Below are 23760 nucleotides of genomic sequence, written 5' to 3' on the forward strand. Positions count from 1 at the left end.
CACTTTTGTGATTACAATTAAGGGGAAGGATTTTCCCCTTTCTTATTTCTGTTACTAAATCGCCCAACCGCCTGCATAGAATGCAACGAGTACGATTGCAATAATCACAGTCCCTACATTTAAGCGTTTAATATCGCCACTCACGATTCTTCCAATTACTAATGCCGCAAAACCTAACATAATACCTGTTACGATGTTCGCGGTAAGTACGATAAATACTGCGCAGATTAATCCGCTCATCGCGCCAACGAAATCATCGAAATCTAATTTGCTTACATTGCTTAACATTAATAAACCAACATACATTAATGCTGGGGCAGTTGCGTACCCAGGCACTAAGAAAGCTAATGGTTGGAAGAAAAGCATTAATAGGAATAACACCCCAACAACGATAGCAGTAATACCTGTTTTACCGCCTGCTGCTGTTCCTGCTGCAGACTCAATATAAACGGCAGCTGGTGCTGTACCGAATAAGCCTGAGAATAAGCTACTGATTGAGTCTGAAGTTAGGGCTTTACCGCCATTGATAATTTGACCGTCTTTATCAAGTAAGTCGGCTTGACCTGCAACTGCGCGAATAGTGCCCGTTGCGTCAAATACGGCGGTCATCACCAAAGCAAATACGACAGGTAAGATTGCGGGTTGTAGTGCGCCCATAAAGTCTAATTGTAAGAAAAGAGAATTTTCACCAAAGGTTGGCATTTTGAAAATCTCTCCTCCAAATTTTACATTTGGGTCAAAAATTAAACCTACGATAGTAATAGCGATAATTACCCATAAAATGCCGCCTTTAATTTTCATTTTTTCAAGGCCGATAATGAGCGCTAAACCAATTAAGGACATCATGACTGGGAATGAGGTGAAATCGCCTAATTTTACTGGCAAGCCCGCTTGGTTGCTGACGACTAAACCAACGCCGTTTGCGGCAATTAAAAGTAAAAAGAGTCCGATACCAATGCCCGCTCCGTGAGCGATACTGGATGGTAAATTACGCAAGATCCATGCACGGATACCTGTGGCAGAAATTAAGGTAAACACAACCCCCATTAAGAATACTGCGCCTAGCGCAATGGGAATGGCGACCTTTTGACCAATCACTAAGCTAAATGCAGTGAAAGCTGTAAGAGAAATTGCACAACCAATTGCCATTGGTGCATTTGCCCATAAGCCGATTAAGATAGAGCCTAAGCCCGCAACTAAACAGGTGGCAATAAAGACAGATTCTGCGGGAAAACCTGCAGCATCTAACATATTGGGTACCACGATTACAGAATAAACCATTGCTAAGAACGTGGTTAAACCCGCGATAATTTCTTGACGAACAGTTGAACCACGTTGCTTGAGCTCAAATGTTTTTTCTAAAGTTGGCATAGTGTTCCTTAAAGTTGAGTGAAAAATTGAAGTGAATAAGGTGCGCTATTTTACATCATAAAAATGAGAAGTAAACGTTTGCGTGAGTTTTGTTTAGGATAAAGTGCGGTCAAAATTATGAATAGTTATGAAATAATCTATTTGCTGATTTTCTCTACAAATGAGACTGCGAGTCAGCAGAAAAACTGCTATACTTGTCACGTTTTTTAACTTGATAAAATGAAGGAAACAAAATGGCTGATTTTAATCAAATTTTAACGCCAGGCGATGTAGATGCTGGCATTATCAATGTAGTAAACGAAATTCCAGAAGGTAGCTGCCATAAAATTGAATGGAATCGTAAAGTTGCGGCATTCCAGTTAGATCGTGTTGAGCCTGCAATTTTTGCAAAACCAACTAATTATGGTTTCATTCCACAAACTTTAGATGAAGATGGCGATGAGTTAGATGTGTTATTAATCACTCGTCAACCATTAGCAACAGGTGTATTCCTTGAAGCTAAAGTAATTGGTGTTATGAAATTTGTTGATGATGGTGAAGTGGATGACAAAATTGTTTGTGTTCCAGCAGATGATCGTGATACAGGAAATGCGTACAATTCATTAGCAGATTTACCGGCAAACTTAATTAAACAAATTGAGTTCCATTTCAATAACTATAAAGCGCTTAAGAAACCTGGCTCAACGAAAGTAACTCATTGGGGCGATGTAGAAGAAGCGAAAGAAGTGATTCGCGAGTCTATTAAACGTTGGAATGAGCGTTAATTAATAAATACATTTGATTGTAAAAGTCCCTGATTCTTTGAGTCGGGGATTTTTTATAATAAGTTTTAAGAATTTAGACAATAAAAAAACACCTTTCGGTGCTTACTTTATTTTTAAGTGGTGGGTCGTGAAGGATTCGAACCTTCGACCAACGGATTAAAAGTCCGCTGCTCTACCGACTGAGCTAACGACCCACTGATATCATTTTTGAAATGGTGCCCGAAGCCAGACTTGAACTGGCACGCCTCGAAAGGCGAGGGATTTTAAATCCCTTGTGTCTACCGATTCCACCACTCGGGCATATAGACAACTAACATTTGCGTATTATGGAGGCGTGTCCCGGAGTCGAACCGAGCTACATGGATTTGCAATCCAGTGCATAACCGCTTTGCTAACACGCCACGAATTGGAGCGGGAAACGAGGCTCGAACTCGCGACCCCGACCTTGGCAAGGTCGTGCTCTACCAACTGAGCTATTCCCGCATTCGCTGTTAGTGGTGCGCATTTTACGGAAATTCAGATAACTGTCAATTACAGATTTAAAAAAATTGTCTAACCGTTTAAAAAAAGTTCATTTTGTTTAAATAAATTACAGAAAATGATGGAAAAATGGAATTTTATGTAATTTTCTAATTTCTACTTTTATCACTTTTTCCTTTGTGCCAAAATGCTAAATGTTTTTTAGCACGTAAAGTGCGGTTTATTTTTTCATTATTTTTAGAGGATGTTATGACACAACAATATGCTATTGATACTTTATTAGCTCAAGCAGGCAATCGCAGTGATGAGCGTACGGGCGCGGTTTCTACACCAATTTTTCTTTCTACGGCTTATGGCCATTATGGTATCGGTGAAAGTACGGGATTTGATTACACGCGTACCAAAAACCCAACTCGTGCAGTATTAGAAGAAACGATAGCTAAATTAGAGAATGGAGATCGTGGTTTTGCGTTTTCTTCTGGTATGGCTGCAATTCAAGTTTTGATGACGCTTTTCACTGCACCAGATGAATGGATCGTTTCTAGCGATGTGTATGGTGGTACTTATCGACTATTAGATTTTTCTTATAAAAATAACAATAGTGTAAAACCTGTTTATGTTAATACAGCATCTGCTTCTGAAATTGAGGCGGCAATTAACCCAAATACGAAAGCTATTTTTATTGAAACCCCATCAAATCCTTTAATGGAAGAATGTGATGTAGTTGAAATTGCAAAACTTGCGAAAAAATATAATTTGATGTTGATCGTGGATAATACGTTTTTAACACCTGTGCTTTCTCGTCCGTTAGATTTAGGCGCTGATGTGGTAATTCACAGCGGAACTAAATATATTGCTGGTCATAATGATGCACTTGTTGGTTTGATTGTTGCAAAAGGGCAAGAACTTTGTGATCGCATTGCTTATATTCAAAATGGTGCGGGTGCGGTGCTTTCACCTTTTGATTCTTGGCTGACTATTCGTGGTATGAAAACCCTTTCTTTGCGCATGAAACGTCATCAAGAAAATGCACAAGCCATTGCGGAATTTTTAAAAGCTCAACCACAAGTGGAATCAGTGCTTTATCCAAATAAAGGTGGGATGTTGTCTTTCCGTTTGCAAGATGAAGCTTGGGTTAATACGTTCTTAAAATCCATCAAATTGATTACTTTTGCAGAAAGTCTAGGCGGCACAGAAAGTTTTATTACTTATCCTGCCACTCAAACTCATATGGATATTCCAGAATCCGAGCGTGTAGCTCGCGGGATTACTAATACCTTGCTGCGTTTTTCAGTCGGTATTGAAGATGTAGAAGATATTAAAGCGGACTTATTACAGGCTTTTGCACATTTAAAATAATTGGAGCAAATCATGAAAATTGCAATCTATAGCACTAAAAGCTATGACAGAAAATATATTGAGCTCATTAACGCGAAATATAATTTCGATTTAGAATTTTTTGATTTTATGTTGAACGAGAGCACCGCACGTTTGGCAGAACATTGCGAAGTAGTATGCATTTTCGTGAATGATAATGGTAGCCGAAAAGTATTAGAAAAATTAGCCGCACTTGGTGTGAAAATCGTGGCTTTGCGCTGTGCCGGTTTCAATAATGTTGATTTAAAAGCTGCTCAAGAATTGGGCATTCAAGTTGTACGCGTTCCAGCTTATTCGCCTGAAGCAGTGGCAGAGCATACCATCGGTTTGATGATGACGCTGAACCGTCGAATTCATCGTGCTTATCAGCGTACCCGAGAAGCGAATTTTTCTCTTGAGGGATTAATTGGTTTCAATATGCATGGACGCACGGTTGGCGTGATCGGAACAGGTAAAATTGGGATTGCGGTGATGCGAATTTTGAAAGGTTTTGGTATGAATATTTTGGCGTACGATCCTTTCAAAAATCCAGTGGTGGAAGAACTGGGGGGACAATATGTTGAATTAGATGAGCTTTATGCTAAATCTCATGTGATTACGCTTCATTGCCCAGCAACGCCAGAAAACTATCATTTATTAAATCGCGAGGCTTTTGCAAAAATGAAAGATGGCGTGATGATCGTTAATACGAGCCGAGGCTCTTTGATTGATACTCAAGCTGCAATTGATGCGTTAAAACTGCGTAAAATCGGTGCGTTAGGTATGGATGTTTACGAAAATGAACGAGATTTATTCTTTGAGGATAAGTCTAACGAAGTGATTCAAGATGATATTTTCCGCCGTTTATCTTCTTGCCATAATGTATTGCTGACAGGCCATCAAGCATTTTTAACCGAAGAGGCTCTAACGAATATTGCGGATGTGACTTTATCAAACGTTTATAAATTGAAATCTGGTAAAGTGTGTGAAAATATTGTTTTGCCGTCTTAGCTTTTGGCAATTAAAACGATTAGTTTACATTTTTTAAAACGGTGTTATTCTGCACCGCACTTGTAAGTTTAAAAAAAGCCCTTATATAGGGATTCCATTCACAAAATAAGGAAAACAAAATGAGCGAAGTATTACACATTAATGACGCAGATTTTGAAAGTGTTGTAGTTAATTCAGATATCCCCGTTTTATTAGACTTTTGGGCACCATGGTGTGGTCCTTGCAAAATGATTGCACCAGTGTTAGATGAACTTGCGCCTGAATTTGCTGGTAAAGTTAAAATCGTGAAAATGAATGTGGATGACAACCAAGCAACCCCAGCACAATTTGGTGTTCGTAGTATCCCAACATTATTATTGATTAAAAATGGTCAAGTTGTTGCAACTCAAGTTGGTGCATTACCAAAAACTCAATTGGCTAACTTCATTAACCAACATATTTAATCGTTGCTTAAAGCTATAAGTAACGTTAGAGCATTGATAAGATTGCCCCTTAATGGGGCAATTTTTTTGTCTGAAATTTTAATGAACGACCTGATGAGAATCAAAGCACTTGCTCAAATTCTATATTTAAAGGAAAGGCTTTGGTTATCGTGTTGTAAATAAAACAACAGCGTAATGCGTTTTGCGTGAGTTGTGTGAAGATATCATCGGTTAAATCCGATGAAATAAAAATTTTAATTTTTCCGTCATTAATGACAGGCGGGTCACTATAGCCGCGGACGCCCAGTAAGGTTAAAGGATTGGCGAGATTGAGCCAAATTTTTCCTTCCATTTCTACAATATCGGCACGTTGTTGAGCAAAATGTGCTTTTACACTACTCAAAATACCACCTAAAATAGAAACAGCAAAATAATCCACCGCACTTTTTTGTAACGATTGGTTATCGAAATTGACTTGTGAATAGAGCGAAATACTGTCATTTGGTGTGAATAATTTAATTTCTTCTCCGCGTAATACGGCTCGATATTTCGCTGTAAAACATTCACTTTCAGGTACGTTATACATAACGTTCCCTCAATATTGATTTTGCTTCATTTAATGCGTTAAGTTTGGCTTCAATAATGTCAAATCCATTTAAAGGGCGGTTAGAAAAAGTGGCAAATCCACAATCTGGATTTAGCCAAATTTGCTCTGGTGGAAGGTAATTTAAGGCTTTTTCTGCGCGCTGAACAATCTGATTTACGGTTTCCACTTCATCAGAACGAGGATTGATGACGCCTAAGCCTAAAATACATTTTTGTCTTAGGATTTTACTTTCTAATAACGAACTTAACTCTCCTGCTCTTGGCGTAGAAAATTCGAGCATTAAAATATCAGGTAATGCCGATTCAAATAAATCCACTAGTGATGTATAAGGCCCGCGCAGTAATACGCTTTCATCTTTGCTCCAGTTGCCTCGGCATACATGTAATGCGGTTTTGATATTTTTATTTCTTGCATACTCAAAGATTTGAGTAATTAAACTTTTCGCAAACTGTAGTTCCGCTGCAAAATCTTGTTTTTCGCTTAACGCCGCACACATAAATGAACGTGTTTGATGATGGCTAAAAATAACTTCTGTCAAAACAGGCTCATCAAATTGAACAACACTTACGCCTAGTTCACATAAATGATCAATTTCTTGCTTTAAAATAGCAACAACATCTTTTGCCATTTCTTCTTTTGATGAATAATGTTGCCCTGACACAGACGAAAGCCACATGGAGCGAGCCATTAAGTAAGGTCCTGGCAAGGTTGCTTTAATTGGATGCTTAGTTAGATTTTTCAGTAGCAACATTTCATCTGCTACTAAAGATTGTTTGTAGCTGATTTTTCCTACGCAAATAGCATTTTTTATGGAAAGTGCGGGAACATCCAAGGTTTCTAGCATTGACTCAAAAATTTGCTTTTCTTTAATGTGATCGAGCATTTCACTCATGCTCATTAAGGTCGCGCCTTGAATTTTTTGTGCAATAAAAGAAAGGTAATTGTCACGAAGTAATTCACCACTCGTGATAACATCAATGTCAGTACGTTGTTGAAGTTCGATAATTTGTTTTGTTTCTTGAACAACGATTTGCTCAAGCTCAGCTGTAGTTATTTTGCCGAGTGCGTGCTTTTTACGTGCCATCAAAAGTGCTTGGCTACGAGGCATTGAGCCTAAAAGGGAAGTTGTGAAAGGTTTCATAGAAAATCCACAATGATGGGCGTTTATCGCACGCCCATCATGACATATTGATCTTAAAAGAATTTTAAATATTCATTGGCAGCTTGTAATTGAGCAAAACCTTTTGTTCTGCCCGCAACCCAACGTTTTAATCCTTCCAAATCCATCATTTCTTTATGTTCTGGATTGTTGTAATCCATTTTGAACAAGGTTTCGGTGAATGCATTGAATTTGGTTTCATCTAATCCCACGCGTCCACTAAAAATACAATGGTCAAATGATGGTGTTTTTGCAAGTACTCGAACTGTTGCTGGATCGAGTGTGCCATCTTTTGTCCAACGTTCAAAGTTGAAATCTAACATCCATGTTGCCGCGACTTGGCGATCTTTTAATGCATTAGCTGCATCTAATTCACCTCCTACATGATCGCCGTGCAAACCAACACCCACATCAAAGCGTTTTTCTACATAATCTTGACCAAACTCTAAGCCATGTTGATGTAAAAACTCGATTGGAATTAACCGCGCTTGTGGAGAATCTATCGCACCAAAAGCAATAGTTTTATTTTTCAAATCTTCAATAGATTGGATGTTTGGATCATTAACAACTAAATAGCTTTGACGATCTTGGTCGGTATCACGCATGGCACCATTTAAGGTTTTACCACCACTACGTAAGTAACCATCTAGCCAAGCTAGGGGAGAGTTCCACGCTACATCAATTTCATTATTGAGTAACGCATCAACTAGTCCTTTGTAGTCTTTGAAATACACGGGTTCAATAGGGAAGCCTTCTTTTTCGAAAAAGTCTGCAATAATGCCCCAAATCACTGTCACTTGTGGGGCGTAGATTACCGCCCCAATTTTTAATTTTTCACTCATTTTTTACCGCACTTTATGGAATTTGTTGACCTGTAATGGCTTTACCTAACCAAATATTTAGCACATCGACACTTGGTGCCATCACTTGACTTGCTAATGCATCGCGTAAATAGCGTTCCATTGGCCCCATTTTGTTATAAGCCTTACCACCGCCAATACGCATACCAATTTGTGCAAGGGTAATAGCATTTTCGCTCGCAAGAATTCGGGCAGCTAATAATTTAGCTAATGCATCAGCATCACCTTCTGTGGCTGCACGAGCCGCATCTTGCATAGCACATACAGCAGCGTTTGTGTTTGCATAGATTTTAGCTAAGTGAATTTGCACGGTTTCGATTTCAGCTAATGCAGTGCCAGATGTGTATTTACGGTGTGTTGAATGTTTAATTGCCTCGGTAAGCACGGCTTTACATACACCGCTATAGACAGCAGCCAAGCCACAAATAAAGGCTGGCGCAATGCCACCAAATACTTGTTCTGCGCCTGCGCCAACTTCGCCAATACGCCAGCTACGATCTAATGGCATATCGGTCATGCGCATAAAGCAAGAAACATTGCTACGCATACCTAAGCCATTCCAGCTATCGGCTTCAAAAGTTAAGCCTTGAGTACCAAGTGGAAGCACCCAGTTATCAATAGTTTCACCATTTTCCGAAGGCAAAAGCGCTAAATAATAAGAAGCATAATTGCCCGATGTCACCATAGATTTTAATCCATTGAATACTGCATGCTCAGCATTAAATTGTGCAGTTGCATCGGTAATATAGAAGTGGGTACCAGTGCCTAATTCACTATAGGCGAGTGCGGCAAAGGTTTGATTTTGAACAATATCAGAAAAGATTTTTTGTTTGAGTTGATCGCTGCCGAATAGATTTAAACAATTCACTGCAACGTTACTCATCATGTAACATAGACCAGCAGAGGCTGAACTTTCAGCTAATGCCATACAGGCTTCAGCGTGTTCTTTTAGGGTTAATCCCATTCCGCCGTATTCTTTTGGAATTAAAAGTGAAAACCAACCAGCTTTACCTAATTCCTTAAATGCCTGAACAGGAAATTCTTTTTTTTGATCGAGTTCGTCGGCGTAAGGCTCAATAAACTGTTCCGCTAACTTTCTCACCTGAGTATAGATTTGCGACATAATATATCCTTATTGTGTGTTGAGAAAAACTTTCTACGAGGCGGATATTATTATGCTCAGTTTCTTTTTTCTAGTATTTAATTCAAAATAATTTCAGTAATGTGATGTGGATCAAGAAAAAATCTGGCAAGCATTTTCCCATGTAACTTTTTTAATCAATTCAGTAGGTTCATTTCTTAAGGTACAAAGAGCTTTGAAACTTTCTACAATACGCTCCGGTCGATTAGGTTGGCCCTGAAAACCAAATACAGGCATATCTGGGCTGTCTGTTTCCAACACTAAGGCATCAAGCGGCAACTTCGCGATTGCTTGACGAGTTTTATTGGCGCGTTCATAAGTGATAGTGCCGCCAACCCCGATTTTATAACCTAAATCAACAAAGCGTTTTGCTTGATCGTAGCTTCCTGAAAAACCGTGTACCACGCCAAGTTTGGATAATGGAATACGTTTTAAAAAAGTAAAAATTTGATCATGGGTTTTTCGACTGTGAATATTGACGGGTAAATTAAATTGTTTTGCCAAATAAAGTTGGCTTTCAAAAAAATGACATTGTTTTGCCCAAAGTTCATCGGTAAGCAAATCGGGAATCGCGCGTTCCAAACCAATTTCTGCCACCGCCGTGCAATTTGCATCACGATTTTTTAAGGCTTGTTCTAACAGCATCAAATCATTTTCGGCGTGTTCTTGAATATAAAGAGGATGTAACCCAAGCCCATAGCGCAAATTATCAGGAAAAAGTGCGGTCATATTTTGGATTGTTTTAAAATCGGCTTCTTTCACCGCCACAATCAGTATTTTTTGCACATCGGCTTGCTTAGCATTATCAACAAGCTGTGACAACGGCTCCCCGGTAAATTGTTGGAGATAATCGAGATGCGTGTGAGTGTCGAAGAAAGGCATGAGCATTGTCCTTTAGGTCGATAAAAAATGGCGGAATTCATCCGTCATTCACTATTATTCTACTGAAACCGATGTAATCACTACATCTTCAGTTGGAACATCTTGATGAAAGCCTTTGTTGCCTGTTTTCACTTTTTTGATTTTATCCACAACATCCATACCTTCAATCACTTCACCAAATACCGCATAGCCCCATTCTTGAACGACTTCACGACCAAACATTTCTTTTGAACGATAATTTAAGAAATCATTGTCTGCCACGTTAATGAAGAATTGTGCTGTCGCTGAATGTGGATCTGAAGTGCGAGCCATGGAAATGGTTCCACGTTTGTTACTTAAACGATTGTTTGCTTCATTTTGGATAGGTGCTTTGGTTGCTTTTTCGCGCATACTGCTTTCCATACCACCGCCTTGAATCATAAAGCCATCAATAACACGGTGAAAAATTGTGTTATTATAAAAACCATCTTTGCAGTAATTTAAGAAGTTTTCTGCAGTAATCGGAGCTTTATCAAAATCCAATTTAATTTTAATGTCGCCAAAGTTTGTGTGTAACGTAACCATTTTGTTTTCCTTCTGAAAAATTAAGGGTCGTATTATTCCACAATCGAGGTAAAAGTGCTATAAAAGTGCGGTTTGTTTTTATTTCATTTTACGAGCTTAAAAATGCTAAAAATTTTCAATACCTTAACGAGAGAAAAAGAAATCTTTAAACCTATCCACGAAAATAAAGTGGGAATGTATGTTTGTGGCGTCACTGTTTATGATTTATGTCATATCGGTCATGGACGCACTTTTGTGTGTTTTGATGTGATTGCTCGTTATTTACGTTCTTTGGGTTACGATTTAACTTATGTGCGCAATATTACGGACGTAGATGACAAAATTATTAAACGTGCGTTAGAAAACAAAGAAACCTGTGATCAACTTGTGGATCGTATGGTGCAGGAAATGTATAAAGATTTTGATGCACTTAATGTATTACGCCCTGATTTCGAGCCTCGCGCAACCCATCATATTCCTGAAATCATTGAAATTGTGGAAAAATTAATTAAACGCGGACATGCTTATGTTGCGGATAATGGCGATGTGATGTTTGATGTGGAAAGCTTTAAAGAATACGGCAAATTATCTCGTCAAGATCTTGAGCAATTACAAGCCGGTGCACGTATTGAAATCAATGAAATCAAGAAAAATCCAATGGATTTCGTGCTTTGGAAAATGTCGAAAGAAAACGAACCAAGTTGGGCTTCCCCTTGGGGCGCAGGTCGTCCAGGTTGGCATATTGAATGTTCTGCAATGAACTGCAAACAACTTGGTGAACATTTTGATATTCACGGCGGTGGTTCTGATTTAATGTTCCCTCACCACGAAAATGAAATCGCGCAATCTTGCTGTGCGCATGGTGGACAATATGTGAATTATTGGATCCATTCCGGCATGATTATGGTGGATAAAGAAAAAATGTCGAAATCACTCGGTAATTTCTTCACTATTCGTGATGTATTAAATCACTATAATGCAGAGGCGGTACGTTATTTCTTATTAACGGCACATTATCGTAGCCAGCTCAATTATAGCGAAGAAAACTTGAATTTAGCGCAAGGTGCGTTGGAACGTTTATACACGGCTTTACGCGGAACGGATCAAAGTGCGGTTGCTTTTGGCGGAGAAAATTTTGTGGCAACTTTCCGTGAAGCAATGGACGATGATTTTAATACGCCAAATGCACTTTCTGTTTTATTCGAAATGGCGCGTGAAATTAACAAGTTAAAAACAGAAGATGTTGAGAAAGCCAATGGACTTGCCGCGCGTTTGCGTGAATTGGGTGCGATTTTAGGATTACTTCAACAAGATCCAGAAAAATTCTTACAAGCAGGTTCTAACGATGATGAAGTGGCAAAAATTGAAGCGCTGATTAAACAACGCAATGAAGCCCGCGCTGCTAAAGATTGGGCAGCTGCAGATGCTGCTCGTAATGAGCTTACAGCTATGGGTATCGTATTAGAAGATGGGCCGAATGGAACAACTTGGCGTAAGCAATAAATTCAAATGTTAAATTAATTTCATTAAAAAGACTAAGTTCAGAATGTAATAGAATTTAGTCTTTTGTTCTTTCATCATTTCTTAATATAGGATTTTAATGTTTGTTCCACTTCATAAATCCAATCCAACTCATGCTGTGTGAAACCCGCTTGAATACGAGCATCGGTATTAATGACACCTTTAAAAATCACAATACGATATTTGTGTAACAGTTCAGTAAAGCATTTCATCGCATCCAAACCACGTTTTTTAGAGAGTGCGTGATACCAATGATTGCCGATATACACATGGCCAATTTCATCGTGCAAAATAATATCCAAAATGTTCACAGCGGCAAAATCTTTACGTTGTGCGATTTTTTCTTGCAGAACAGGTGTTGCATCGAGGCCTCTTGCTTCTAATACACGAGGAACTAACGCCATTCGTTCCCAAATATCGTGCGCGGTGGCTTGCGCCATTTCCCATAATCCAGCATGAGCTTCAAAATCACCATATTGATAACCCAATGTTTTCAAATGTTCATTGACTAAGGAAAAGTGAGTGCTTTCTTCACGAGCGACACGTAACCAATCTTTCACAAAAGCCAAACCTTCGCCAAGTTCTTCTTGGGCATTATGCCCGAATCGCCAAGCTGCATCTAAGCCTAAATTAATCGCATTAAACTCAATATGTGCGATAGCGTGCAATGTGGCAGCATAGCCTTCTTCTGTAGCAAAAGAACGTTTTGGCACATCTTTCGGTGCAACTAAGAGCGGTTTTTCAGGAAAAGCGGCAATATTATCTTGCGGCATGACTTCGGGAAAATCTTCTAATTTTATCAACTGAATTTGTGGCAGAAGATTATCGTAGAGATCATTAACTAAACGACATTTTTCTTGTGGATTAGCTGTTTTTAGTGCGGTTTCAACTTGTTGCCAAAATCGTGTAATAAGTGCGGTCATTTTTTCTCTCTTATTCGTTAAAACGGATCAAGCCTTCTTGTTGTGTTGTTGCGATTAATTGACCATCTTGCGAGAAAATTTGTCCGCGTGCCAAACCACGGCCTCCAAAGGCATTATTGCTTTCAATTGCGTGCAAATGCCAGTGATTTAAATCAAACGGACGATGGAACCAAATACTATGATCAATCGTTGCAACTTTCATTCCTTTTTGTAAAAAGCCTTTTTCGTGCGGATGAAGTGCGGTCAAAATACAGTGAAAATCGGAAAAATAAGCCAATAAACATTGCTGAATTTTTATATCAAGCGGCGTTTCACCATTGGTTTTAAACCAAGAATATTGCTCGGCTGGCAATTTTGTCCCATTAAATGGGTTATTCAAATATTTGGTTCTCACCTCAAATGGACGCTCAGCTGCAAATTTTTCATTGAGTGGTTCCGGCAAGGTTTGAGCCACTTTTTGTAGCATCACATTTTCATCTGTAAAGTCTTCAGGCGCGCCAACATTTGGCATTGTATTTTGATGTTCAAAACCTTTTTCAGGCACTTGGAAAGAAGCGGTTACATGACAAATGGTATTTTTATGTTGAATGGCTTTTACGCGTAATGCAGAAAAGTTACGCCCGTCACGCAAGGTTTCCACATCGTAAATAATCGGATATTGACTGTCTCCTGGAGCAAGAAAATAGGCATGACAAGAATGTAAAATGCGATCTTCTGGCGCCACCTGCATTGCCGCAGATAACGCCTGCGCCACAACTTGCCCACCAAATACTTGGCGAAAACCTAAATCTTGGCTTTCACCACGAAAGATTAAATCATCAATTTTTTCAAGCTTAAGAAGATGAATAAGGTTATTGAGAATATTTGACATATTGCTTTCCTTGAGGATAAGAAAAAGTGCGGTTATTTTAGCGGAGATTTTGGGGAATGCCAAAGTTGGAAACAAAAAGCACGCATTAAAAAACGCGTGCTATTGCTAGAGAGTTAAATCAAAGGTGTTTAACTCTTCTTTTCACTTCTTCCTGTTTTCCCGCATTAAATGGGCGGGCATCAGGGCTGCCTAGATAGCCACATACGCGACGAGTGACAGATACTTTTGTGCTATCGTGATTGCCACATTTTGGGCAAACAAAACCTTTACTGGTACATTCAAATTCGCCGGTGAAACCACATTCATAACATTCGTCAATCGGTGTGTTTGTGCCGTAGTAAGGCACGCGATCGTAGCTATAATCCCACACATCTTCCAATGCTTTTAAGTTGTGTTGAATATTTGGATATTCTCCGTAGCAAATAAAACCGCCGCTGGCGAGTGGGGGATATGCCATTTCGAAATCCAGTTTGTCGTAAGGATTTACTTTCTTTTCTACATCTAAGTGGTAACTATTCGTGTAGTAGCCCTTATCCGTGACGCCTTCAATCACGCCAAATTTTCTGGTGTCTAGACGGCAAAAGCGGTCGCATAAGTTTTCACTTGGCGTGGAGTAAAGGCTGAAGGCATAGCCTGTTTCTTTTTGCCAACGTTTTACTGCCTCACTAAGGTGGCGAACAATCGCAATGCCTTTTTCGCGTAATTGTTCATCATCAAAAATATGTCCTTTGTTATATAGCGCATTAATGGTTTCGTGAATACCGATATAGCCAAGGGAAATAGAGGCGCGTCCATTTTTGAAAATTTGTGCCACATTTTCATCCGCTTTTAACCGTACTCCGCATGCGCCTTCCATATAAAGAATGGGGGCAACGCGAGCTTTGGTATTCTCAAGGCGGGCAATACGCGTCATTAATGCTTTTTTCGCAATAGCCAAACGTTCATCTAAAGTGCGGTAGAAATCTTCTTCATTTTTGGACTCCAACGCAATACGCGGTAAATTCAAACTCACTACGCCAAGATTATTACGCCCATCGTGAATTTCGTGGCCGTCTTCTTCGTATGCACCTAAAAAGCTACGACATCCCATTGGGGCTTTAAAAGAGCCTGTGACTTTGACAACTTGATCGTAATTGAGAATATCTGGATACATACGTTTTGATGCACATTCCAATGCGAGTTGTTTGATATCGTAATTTGGATCGCCTTGAGTTTGGTTCAAGCCTTTTTTAATAGTGAAAACCAATTTTGGAAATACAGGAGTTTTATGATTTTTTCCAAGTCCACGAATCCGATTTTTCAAAATAGCTTGCTGAATTAAACGGGATTGCCAGCTTGTACCTAAACCAAAACCAAAGGTCACAAATGGTGTTTGCCCGTTTGAAGTATGCAATGTATTTACTTCATATTCTAAAGATTGGAAGGCATCGAAACATTCTTTTTCAATCAATGCTTTGGCGTAACCTTCAACATCAGGCACGTTCCATTCTTGGGCATGTTTGAGGTGTTTTTCGTAACTGATTTGCACATAAGGGGAAAGTACTTCATCAATACGGTTAATGGTTGTGCCGCCGTAAATATGGCTGGCAACTTGGGCGATAATTTGTGCAGTCACTGCAGTAGCGGTGCCAATGGATTTAGGGGGTTCGATTTCCGCATTACCCATTTTGAAACCACGAGAAAGCATCCCTTCTAGATCCACTAACATACAGTTAAACATCGGGAAGAATGGCGCGTAATCTAAATCGTGATAATGAATTTCACCTTTTTCATGAGCATCTACTACATCGCGTGGAAGAATATGGTGCTTGGCATAATGTTTTGCCACAATTCCAGCAAGCAAATCACGTTGCGTTGGAATCACTTTCGCGTCTTTATTGGCGTTTTCGTTAAGTAATTCTACGTTGCTTTGTTCAATCAAACCTTCAATTTCTTTTGTTAGCTGGCTACGTTTTTCTCGCTCTAAATCACGATCATGACGATATTCAATATACGCACGAGCAACCTCGGGATAACGATTTGCCATCAATTTATCTTCAACGATTTTTTGAATCTGATTAATATCAATCTCGCCTTGATGATGGGTGAAAATCTCATTTCCTACTTCTTGCCCAATTTGGTGGCAATAAAATTCATCGGAAATATTGACCGCACTTGCGGCTTTTTTAATGGCATTGATGATACGTTGAATCTCAAATTCCGCACGAGAACCATCGCGCTTGATGACCCCAAAGTTACTCATGATATAGCTCCAATATATAGTGTTTTTGAAATGCGTGGTGCACTATATATAGATCTAAAAAGATAATCAACACACAATATATAGTGTTTTTAGACCTTTTATCGTAAGAGAATTTTGTTAAAGATTGATTTTATTAGAAAAATATCAAATTAAGTTGTTGAGAACTTTTCTCAAATATTTTTTGATTTTGTGAGCGAGATCAAAGTTTTGATTTTTTAAATGGAGGGAGAGGGTGAACAATAAAATTAATCATATAATTTTTATTGATGGATATAAAAAAACGGACGAAAATTCGTCCGCTCTTTTTATCTTATAGCTTATGCTGCCACCATTACCATCGCTGGGCGAATGACTCGACCATTTAAGGTGTAGCCTTTTTGCAATACAACGCTAATTTGATTGCTTTCAAAGCCTTCAGCCGGTTGCATTGAAATGGCTTGATGTAAGTCAGGATTAAATGCTTCACCGACAACTCCCACAGCTTCCACGCCAAAACGACCAACGGTTGAAACTAATTCTTTTAAGGTAAGTTCTACGCCGTCAAATAAGGCTTTTACGCTTTCATCTTCTTTATTTGCTGGAGTGGCAAGCGCACGCTCTAGGTTATCGATAGTATTCAAAATGTCTTTTGAGAATTTTTCCAATGCGAATTTATGTGCTTTTTCTACGTCTTGTTCAGTGCGACGACGAAGGTTTTCAATTTCAGCACGAGAGCGAAGTAAAATATCCTGTTCTTTGTTTGCCGCTTCTTCTATTTGATTTTTTAGCTGCTCTTCAAGTTCTTGCACTCGGGCAATCGCTTCTTCTAAAGGATCAAGTTCTTGAGAAGGCTCTGTTTGTTGTGTTTCTTCCACAACAGCGTCTTCTTGTTTTTCTACTTCTGGGGTTTCAATTTTTTGTTCTTGTTCTGACATTTTTTTCTCCGTAAATACAAAATTCGCCATAGTCGTTAGCTATAGTCTAACAAAAGACTATATAATGACGAAAATGTTAAATTCAAGTGCGGTTTATTTTATGAATAATTTATATCGTTCCTTTAAAACCATTGGGCTTGTAGGAAAACCTAGAAATGACATTAACCTACAAATGCATAAAAATTTGTTTCACTGGTTAACGGAACGTGGCTATCAAGTAATGATGGAAAAAGATGTTGCTGAAAAACTGGGGCTTCCTGCAGAAAATCTTGCAACACTTGATGAAATTGGTTGCCAAGCACAGTTGGTTATCGTGATTGGTGGGGATGGCAATATGTTGGGGCGTGCTCGCGTATTAGCAAAATATGATATTCCATTGATTGGTATTAACCGCGGTAATTTGGGATTTTTAACAGATATTGACCCGAAAAATGCCTATGCTCAACTTGAAGCTTGTTTAGAACGCGGTGAATTCTTCGTGGAAGAACGTTTTTTATTGGAAGCAAAAATTGAGCGTGCAGGTGAAATTGTATCGACAGGGAATGCGGTGAATGAGGCGGTTATCCACCCTGCGAAAATTGCGCATATGATCGATTTTCATGTATACATCAATGATAAGTTTGCCTTTTCACAACGTTCTGATGGATTAATTGTTTCTACTCCAACAGGTTCTACGGCTTATTCTCTTTCCGCTGGTGGCCCGATTTTGACACCAAACCTTAATGCTATTGCGTTAGTGCCTATGTTTCCACATACATTAACTTCTCGTCCTCTTGTTATTGATGGTGATAGTAAAATATCGATTCGTTTTGCTGAGCATAATACATCTCAATTGGAGGTGGGCTGTGATAGTCAAATAGCCTTACCTTTTACGCCTGATGACGTGGTGCATATTCAAAAAAGCGAGCATAAACTCCGATTGCTTCATCTAAAAAATTATAATTATTACAATGTATTAAGTACCAAATTAGGTTGGTTGAAATCATTTTAATTTTTATAAAAAAGCATAGTAGAAACGCATCATTAAAATACTGTAAAAAAATCCTTTACTGTAAATTAAATCAGTTGTAATATGATTGATATACAGTTAAAGGATTTTGCTATGCTTACTCAACTTACTATCAATAATTTTGCGATTGTTCGCCAGCTTGATATCGAATTGGCGAAAGGAATGTCTGTTATTACTGGGGAAACTGGGGCAGGTAAATCTATCGCCATTGATGCTTTAGGTTTATGTTTCGGACAAAGAGTAGAAAACTCAATGGTACGAGAAGGGCAAGAACGCGCAGAAATTTGTGCGACTTTCCAACTAGAATCGAAAAATCCTGCTTATCAATGGTTGAGTGAGCAAGAATTGCAAGATCCAGATAATCCCACTGAGTGTATTTTGCGTCGTGTGATTAATGCCGACGGACGTTCTAAAGCTTTTATTAATAGTACTCCTGTATCTGCGTCTCAATTAAAAGAAATTGGTCAATATCTTGTTCATATTAATGGGCAGCATGCTTCCCAATTATTGCTAAAAAATGACTATCAGCTTCAGTTAGTTGATAATTTTGCCGCTCATCCTGAATTACTTGTGAAAATGCGTGAAGATTATCAGGCATGGAAAAATCTTCAAAATCAAGTTAAAACCTTTCAACAAAAAGTGGCAGAAAATGAAGCACGTAAACAACTTTTACAGTATCAAGTGGATGAATTAGATGAATTTAATCTTCGACCAAATGAATATTTAGAATTAGAAGATGAACAACGTCGTTTATCTAGCAGTGAACAGTTAACTCAACTTTCTCAATCAGCCCTGCAAATTTTAAGTGAAAATGACACGGTAAATATCGATAGTTTGCTTTATCGTGCGACACAATATATTGATGAATTAGCTGAACTTGATCCGCAATATGCTGAAGTGCAAAGTATGTTGAATGATGCGTTGATTCAAGTGCAAGAAGCAACCAGTGAAGTGCGAAATTTATCAAGTAATATCGAGCAAGATCCTCAACTTTTACAGGAAATCGAACAAAGAATTAGTCAGGCTTTACAACTTGCTCGTAAACATCAAGTTAAACCTGAAGATCTTGTGGAACATCACAAAAAATTAAAAGCAGAATTAACCGCACTTTTAGATTTTTCTGAAAGTGAAGATATGTTGATTGAGCAAGAAAAACTCGCATTTGAACAAATGCAAGAAACTGCTAGAGCATTAACAGCAAGTCGTCAGCAATCTGCAGCTCGCTTAGCGCAGAATGTCACGCAGTCGATAAAACAACTTGCAATGGAAAATGCTGAATTTTATGTAGAGTTGAATACGGATTTAGATAAAGTAGGATCAAACGGTGCGGATAATGTGATTTTTACTTTGCGTAGTAATTTAGGTCAACAACCTCAAGCGTTAGCTAAAATTGCCTCTGGTGGTGAGCTTTCTCGTATTTCTTTGGCGATTCAAGTTTTAACTTCTGATCAATCTGCTATTCCAACGTTAATTTTCGATGAAGTGGACGTGGGCATTAGCGGAAAAACAGCAAGCGTTGTCGGAAAACTCTTACGTCAATTAAGTGAACGTTGCCAAGTATTATGCGTAACTCACTTACCACAGGTTGCTTGTCATGGCCATCATCAATTCAATGTAGAAAAATTTACTGTGGATAATAAAACTGAAACACAAATGACCGCACTTTCACAAGCTGAACGTGTACCGGCCTTGGCAAGACTATTGGGCGGAAGTGAAATTACAGAATTAGCCTTAGCCAATGCGCAGGAAATGCTAAATTTAGTTCATTAAAAATGGGATTTAATTGCTATTTTATGAATTAAATAGCTTATCCCAAAATGCTTGAATAAATGACCGCTCTTTGACAAATTCAGTTTCATCTACAACAGGGGATTTGCCGATCAAATTTAAATGGTGAATAGCATTGCGTAAATCGACATAACTTTGTTTTAAAGCGTCGCAGTCTGTTTGGCTAATAATTTTAGCCTCTGCCATATCATCGAAAATACGTACGTTGTCTGACCATTTTGTTAGTTGTGGGTTTTTCGGGGCATTGGCGAGCATTAAATATTGAGCGATAAATTCAATATCAGTGATACCACCGCGATCTGTTTTAAGGTTAAATTCACCATCTTTTGAATGGGACAAATGCGTGAACATTTTTCCTCGCATTTCCACAACATCTCGCTTTAATTGCTCAAGATCTCGTGATGTAGAAAGTACTTGTTGGCGGATATGCTCAAATTTAGCTTTAAGAGATGATTCACCAAAAACAGGGCGAGCACGCACAAGCGCTTGTTTTTCCCATGTCCAAGCTTCATTTAATTGATAATGGGCAAATGCAGAAAGAGAGCAGCCAATTAAGCCAGCATCGCCAGAAGGGCGTAGGCGCATATCTGCCTCATAAAGTACGCCAGCGGAAGTATTTATGCTGAAAATACTTACAATCTTTTGTGCCAAGCGTAGGTAAAATTGATTGCTATCAATCACTTTTTTGCCACCTGTTGTTTGACTTTCTACGGCATCGTACAAAAATACGAGGTCTAAATCGGATTTATAACCGAGTTCAATACCTCCCAGTTTTCCATAACCAATCACTAAAAATCCTTTTTCATCATTTTGTAAATGTTCAGGTACGCCAAATCTAGATGAAACTTGTTTCCAAGCTAGATTCACAACGACTTCAATAATTGCTTCGGCAAGATAGGTTAAATGATCGCTTACCTTCATCACCGGTAATGCCCCCAATATATCTGCTGCGGCCACTTTTAATAGGGTTGCTTGTTTAAATTGACGTAAAGCATCAATAAGCTGTTCTTCATCATCAGGTGGTAAACGAAGCAAATATTGGTGTAACTCCGCAGGATATTGGGTAAATGGCAATGGATGGCGTAGCGCTTCTGTATTAAGCAATTCATCTAATAAGATAGGATGGCGGGCCAGTTGCTCTGAAATAAGTTGAGACTGTGCACAAAGTTCAATAACTTGCTGAAGTGCACGAGGATTTTCCAATAATAATTCTAAATAAGTCGTGCGACTCGAAATTTTTTCAATAATGTTCAGAATTCGGGGGAGTAAAGTGCGGTAATTTTCTTGCTGAAAAATGAGTGCAAGTACTGTTGGCATCAAATGACTCAAAACATCACGCCCACGCGAACCAATCACTCTGTGATTTAGGTCGTCTTTGAATTGAGCAAGCTTTTCTAAAACTTCGTCAATATTATTTTCTGATATGCCGTTCTCTAATAATGTCTGTTCAATATCCTCAAAATCTGCTTCTAAAAAATCTTGCCATTGGCTATCAGTTTGTGAAGGCTCATCTTGTTCATCACCGATTAATTGAGCAAATACCGCCCGCACTTTTTCTTGTTTTTGTTGTAAAGTGCGGTAAAAATCGTCCCAATTTTCTATTGGATAATGTTTTTCAATGGTTTGATTATTTTCATTTAAACAGGTGAATGTTTTACATGCCTCGACTAAACGAATTTGATCTATTTCATCGGTTGGTAGTGTTTGAGTTTGTTGATCGTTAATTGCTTGTAGAATGTTTTCTACGCGGCGTAAAAAAATATAACTTTCACGTAAATCGTGGAATTGTTGTTCGGTAATTAATCCTAGTTTGGTAATTTCAGGCAAGATCTTTAAGAGTGAATGTTGTTGTAGATTGATTTCTCGCCCGCCTCGAATGAGTTGAAAAACTTGCACGATAAATTCGACTTCACGAATACCACCAGCACCTAGTTTAATATTATCTTTCAAATTACGACGGCGTACTTCTCGCTCAATTTTTCCTTTCATTTCGCGTAAAGATTGAATCACACTAAAGTCAATATAGCGACGATACACAAAGGGGCGTAACATTTTTTGCAATTTTGAAGCGTTGGGATCCTTTGTTTGTGCGCCCAATACTCGTCCTTTAATCATTGCATAGCGTTCCCAATCTCGACCTTGATCTTGATAATATTGTTCCATTGCTGCAAAGCTGAGAACAAGCGCACCGCTGTCACCAAATGGGCGCAATCGCATATCGGTTCGATACACAAAACCATCAGAGGTAAATTCATCTAAGGCAGAAATAAGGCGTTGCCCTAAACGTGTGAAAAATTTCGTATTATCCACAGAACGTCGAGCATTTGTATTCTCAATGGACGTTTCTCCTTGTGATAGATAAGTGAAAATTAAATCAATATCTGAGGAAAAATTTAGTTCAAAACCGCCTAATTTCCCCATTCCTAGAATATAAAGCTGTTGTGGATTGCCTTGTTCATCCATTGGAGTACCCATTTCCGCACAGGCTTGATGATAAAGCCAATCGCGGGCAGCGATAATTAAACTTTCTGCAAGTTGTGAAAGCTGAACAAAAATTTCCTCAACAGTCACAAGATTCAAACTTTGACAAAAACTTAATTTTGCCATTTCAATGTTACGGAATTGGCGTAATGTTTGATAGAGTGCAGTTTCGTCATGTACATTGGCTAACTCTCTATTCAAACGTTCAATGTAGGCAGAGCAATCTGCAAAACAGGGGGATTTTTCCCACCATTGTTTCACCAAGTGCGGGTATTTTTGCAAGACTTTTTCCACAAAGTCAGACATTGCTATGGCATAGCTTAATTGATAAATAGGCAGTTCTGGATGATTTGAATTTTGTTGAATAGCTTCGTGAATTTTTTCTGGGGAAAGTTCTGGAAAAGATTGGCACAGGATTGTGCCAAGAGATTGTAATTTTTGTTCAATGAGGGCAGAAAGTGCGGTCATTTTTTCTAACCTTTTTGATAAGAATCTAAGTGACGTAATACGGTTTCTTTCGCTTGTTGAGGTTGCAAACTATCTAGCCATTGTATTGGTGTTTTCCAACCGCGCAGCCAAGTGAGCTGGCGTTTTGCAAGTTGGCGCGTAGCGCAAATACCACGGAAAATCATTTCCTCGTGATCGTAATCACCTTGTAAATATTCCCACATTTGACGATAGCCTACACAGCGAATTGACGGTAGATTAATATTTAAATCATCACGCGCATAAAGTTTTTCTACTTCTGCTTGAAAGCCTAGTTCAATCATTTTATGAAAGCGTTGTTCGATGCGGTCATGCAAAATATGACGATCTTGCGGGGCAATCGCAAATTGCACAAAATCATAAGGCAAGGATTCGCCTTTTTCTTCCGTCAGCTCTGTGAGTGATTTTCCTGTGATGTAAAAAACTTCTAAAGCACGATTGATTCGTTGAGAATCACTTGGATTAATTCTGGCGGCAGAAATGGGATCGATTTTGGCGAGTTCTGTATGTAATGCTGCCCAACCTTGTTGTTCTGCTTTTTGTTCAAGCTCGGTGCGAATATTTTCATCAGCAGAAGGCAAGGGAGAAAGCCCTTCAATTAATGCTTTGTAATACAACATCGTACCGCCCACTAGTAACGGAATTTTGCCTTGTGCGGTAATATCCGCCATTTCGCGTAGCGCGTCATCGCGGAAATTCATTGCGGAATAGCTTTCTGAAGGATCTAAAATATCAATCAAACGGTGAGGTGCAAGGTCAAGTTCTTCTTTTGATGGTTTCGCTGTGCCAATATCCATTCCCTTATAAATAAGAGCTGAATCCACACTAATCACTTCGACTGGAAGTTGGCTTCGTAGTTGAATGGCTAAATCCGTTTTGCCTGAGGCCGTAGGGCCCATTAAAAAAATTGCGGTTGGTTTCATGAAGAA

20 protein-coding genes and 4 tRNA genes are annotated in these 23760 nt (G+C 38.8%); 7 read left to right on the forward strand and 17 right to left on the reverse strand.

Annotated features, from left to right (window positions below):
* Nucleotides 1-54 precede the first annotated feature (54 nt).
* Entirely contained in the window at nt 55-1371 is a 1317-nt protein-coding gene (locus tag A8M50_RS01515; RefSeq protein ID WP_005645171.1) for an NCS2 family permease, read from the reverse strand.
* Nucleotides 1372-1604: 233 nt separating this feature from the next.
* On the opposite strand from A8M50_RS01515, the gene A8M50_RS01520 reads away from it, so the two are divergent.
* Nucleotides 1605-2135: an inorganic diphosphatase gene (locus A8M50_RS01520; protein WP_005630160.1), complete on the forward strand. Its 531-nt coding sequence runs from the start codon at nt 1605-1607 to the stop codon at nt 2133-2135.
* A gap of 118 nt (nt 2136-2253) precedes the next feature.
* Here A8M50_RS01520 and A8M50_RS01525 read toward each other — a convergent pair.
* The 4 genes from A8M50_RS01525 to A8M50_RS01540 form a co-directional block, all read right to left on the reverse strand.
* Nucleotides 2254-2329: transfer RNA gene (locus A8M50_RS01525), tRNA-Lys, on the reverse strand.
* Nucleotides 2330-2348: 19 nt separating this feature from the next.
* A tRNA-Leu gene (locus A8M50_RS01530) sits at nt 2349-2435 on the reverse strand.
* Nucleotides 2436-2462: 27 nt separating this feature from the next.
* A tRNA-Cys gene (locus A8M50_RS01535) sits at nt 2463-2536 on the reverse strand.
* Between the two features lie 6 nt (nt 2537-2542).
* Nucleotides 2543-2618 (reverse strand) — tRNA-Gly (locus A8M50_RS01540).
* Nucleotides 2619-2864: 246 nt separating this feature from the next.
* On the opposite strand from A8M50_RS01540, the gene A8M50_RS01545 reads away from it, so the two are divergent.
* The 3 genes from A8M50_RS01545 to trxA all read left to right on the forward strand — a co-directional run bounded on the left by A8M50_RS01545 (nt 2865) and on the right by trxA (nt 5425).
* Nucleotides 2865-3974, forward strand: coding sequence for a methionine biosynthesis PLP-dependent protein (locus A8M50_RS01545; RefSeq protein WP_032826575.1), 1110 nt, complete (start codon nt 2865-2867; stop codon nt 3972-3974).
* 12 nt (nt 3975-3986) lie between these two features.
* Nucleotides 3987-4982, forward strand: a complete 996-nt coding sequence (locus tag A8M50_RS01550; protein WP_005646086.1) for a 2-hydroxyacid dehydrogenase — start codon at nt 3987-3989, stop codon at nt 4980-4982.
* 119 nt (nt 4983-5101) lie between these two features.
* A complete protein-coding gene (gene trxA, locus A8M50_RS01555; RefSeq protein ID WP_005627940.1) occupies nt 5102-5425 on the forward strand; it encodes a thioredoxin in 324 nt (107 codons plus the stop codon).
* Between the two features lie 100 nt (nt 5426-5525).
* Here the strand turns inward: trxA and A8M50_RS01560 are convergent, their stop codons facing one another.
* The 6 genes from A8M50_RS01560 to A8M50_RS01585 all read right to left on the reverse strand — a co-directional run bounded on the left by A8M50_RS01560 (nt 5526) and on the right by A8M50_RS01585 (nt 10617).
* Nucleotides 5526-5990 carry an OsmC family protein gene (locus A8M50_RS01560; protein WP_005646064.1) on the reverse strand — a complete coding sequence of 155 codons (465 nt, stop codon included), beginning with the start codon at nt 5988-5990 and terminating at the stop codon, nt 5526-5528.
* Nucleotides 5983-7152 carry a cobalamin-independent methionine synthase II family protein gene (locus A8M50_RS01565; protein ID WP_005646037.1) on the reverse strand — a complete coding sequence of 390 codons (1170 nt, stop codon included), beginning with the start codon at nt 7150-7152 and terminating at the stop codon, nt 5983-5985. The genes A8M50_RS01560 and A8M50_RS01565 overlap by 8 nt, the downstream gene beginning before the upstream one ends.
* Nucleotides 7153-7205: 53 nt before the next feature.
* On the reverse strand, nt 7206-8012 hold the full coding sequence (locus tag A8M50_RS01570; RefSeq protein ID WP_005646082.1) for a phosphate/phosphite/phosphonate ABC transporter substrate-binding protein: 807 nt from the start codon (nt 8010-8012) through the stop codon (nt 7206-7208).
* A 13-nt stretch (nt 8013-8025) separates the two neighbouring features.
* The gene (locus A8M50_RS01575) at nt 8026-9153 is read right to left on the reverse strand and encodes an acyl-CoA dehydrogenase family protein (RefSeq protein WP_005646057.1); all 1128 of its coding nucleotides are present in this window, start codon (nt 9151-9153) and stop codon (nt 8026-8028) included.
* A 111-nt stretch (nt 9154-9264) separates the two neighbouring features.
* Entirely contained in the window at nt 9265-10053 is a 789-nt protein-coding gene (locus A8M50_RS01580; RefSeq protein WP_005646076.1) for a TatD family hydrolase, read from the reverse strand.
* A gap of 54 nt (nt 10054-10107) precedes the next feature.
* The gene (locus A8M50_RS01585; protein WP_005646093.1) at nt 10108-10617 is read right to left on the reverse strand and encodes a peptidylprolyl isomerase; all 510 of its coding nucleotides are present in this window, start codon (nt 10615-10617) and stop codon (nt 10108-10110) included.
* Nucleotides 10618-10719: 102 nt separating this feature from the next.
* Here A8M50_RS01585 and cysS point away from each other — a divergent pair, with 102 nt between their 5' ends.
* Nucleotides 10720-12099: a cysteine--tRNA ligase gene (gene cysS, locus A8M50_RS01590; protein WP_005646049.1), complete on the forward strand. Its 1380-nt coding sequence runs from the start codon at nt 10720-10722 to the stop codon at nt 12097-12099.
* Between the two features lie 74 nt (nt 12100-12173).
* On the opposite strand, the gene A8M50_RS01595 is transcribed toward cysS, so the two are convergent.
* The 4 genes from A8M50_RS01595 to grpE form a co-directional block, all read right to left on the reverse strand.
* Nucleotides 12174-13040 (reverse strand): ferritin-like domain-containing protein, encoded by an 867-nt coding sequence (locus tag A8M50_RS01595; protein WP_005646055.1) that lies wholly within the window; start codon nt 13038-13040, stop codon nt 12174-12176.
* Between the two features lie 10 nt (nt 13041-13050).
* Nucleotides 13051-13911, reverse strand: coding sequence for an acyl-CoA thioesterase II (tesB, locus tag A8M50_RS01600; protein WP_005708204.1), 861 nt, complete (start codon nt 13909-13911; stop codon nt 13051-13053).
* Between the two features lie 118 nt (nt 13912-14029).
* On the reverse strand, nt 14030-16153 hold the full coding sequence (nrdD, locus tag A8M50_RS01605) for an anaerobic ribonucleoside-triphosphate reductase (RefSeq protein ID WP_005646062.1): 2124 nt from the start codon (nt 16151-16153) through the stop codon (nt 14030-14032).
* 317 nt (nt 16154-16470) lie between these two features.
* Entirely contained in the window at nt 16471-17067 is a 597-nt protein-coding gene (grpE, locus tag A8M50_RS01610) for a nucleotide exchange factor GrpE (protein WP_032826574.1), read from the reverse strand.
* Between the two features lie 100 nt (nt 17068-17167).
* On the opposite strand from grpE, the gene A8M50_RS01615 reads away from it, so the two are divergent.
* Complete coding sequence (locus A8M50_RS01615) at nt 17168-18058, forward strand: NAD(+) kinase (protein ID WP_032825633.1); 891 nt, start codon at nt 17168-17170, stop codon at nt 18056-18058.
* Between the two features lie 111 nt (nt 18059-18169).
* Nucleotides 18170-19846 (forward strand): DNA repair protein RecN, encoded by a 1677-nt coding sequence (gene recN / locus A8M50_RS01620; RefSeq protein WP_005646040.1) that lies wholly within the window; start codon nt 18170-18172, stop codon nt 19844-19846.
* Nucleotides 19847-19867: 21 nt separating this feature from the next.
* Here the strand turns inward: recN and glnE are convergent, their stop codons facing one another.
* Nucleotides 19868-22813, reverse strand: a complete 2946-nt coding sequence (gene glnE / locus A8M50_RS01625; protein WP_005646084.1) for a bifunctional [glutamate--ammonia ligase]-adenylyl-L-tyrosine phosphorylase/[glutamate--ammonia-ligase] adenylyltransferase — start codon at nt 22811-22813, stop codon at nt 19868-19870.
* Nucleotides 22814-22818: 5 nt separating this feature from the next.
* Nucleotides 22819-23754, reverse strand: a complete 936-nt coding sequence (gene miaA / locus A8M50_RS01630; RefSeq protein WP_005646079.1) for a tRNA (adenosine(37)-N6)-dimethylallyltransferase MiaA — start codon at nt 23752-23754, stop codon at nt 22819-22821.
* Nucleotides 23755-23760 lie beyond the last annotated feature (6 nt).

This window comes from Haemophilus haemolyticus (assembly GCF_001679045.1).
Classification (GTDB): domain Bacteria; phylum Pseudomonadota; class Gammaproteobacteria; order Enterobacterales; family Pasteurellaceae; genus Haemophilus; species Haemophilus haemolyticus.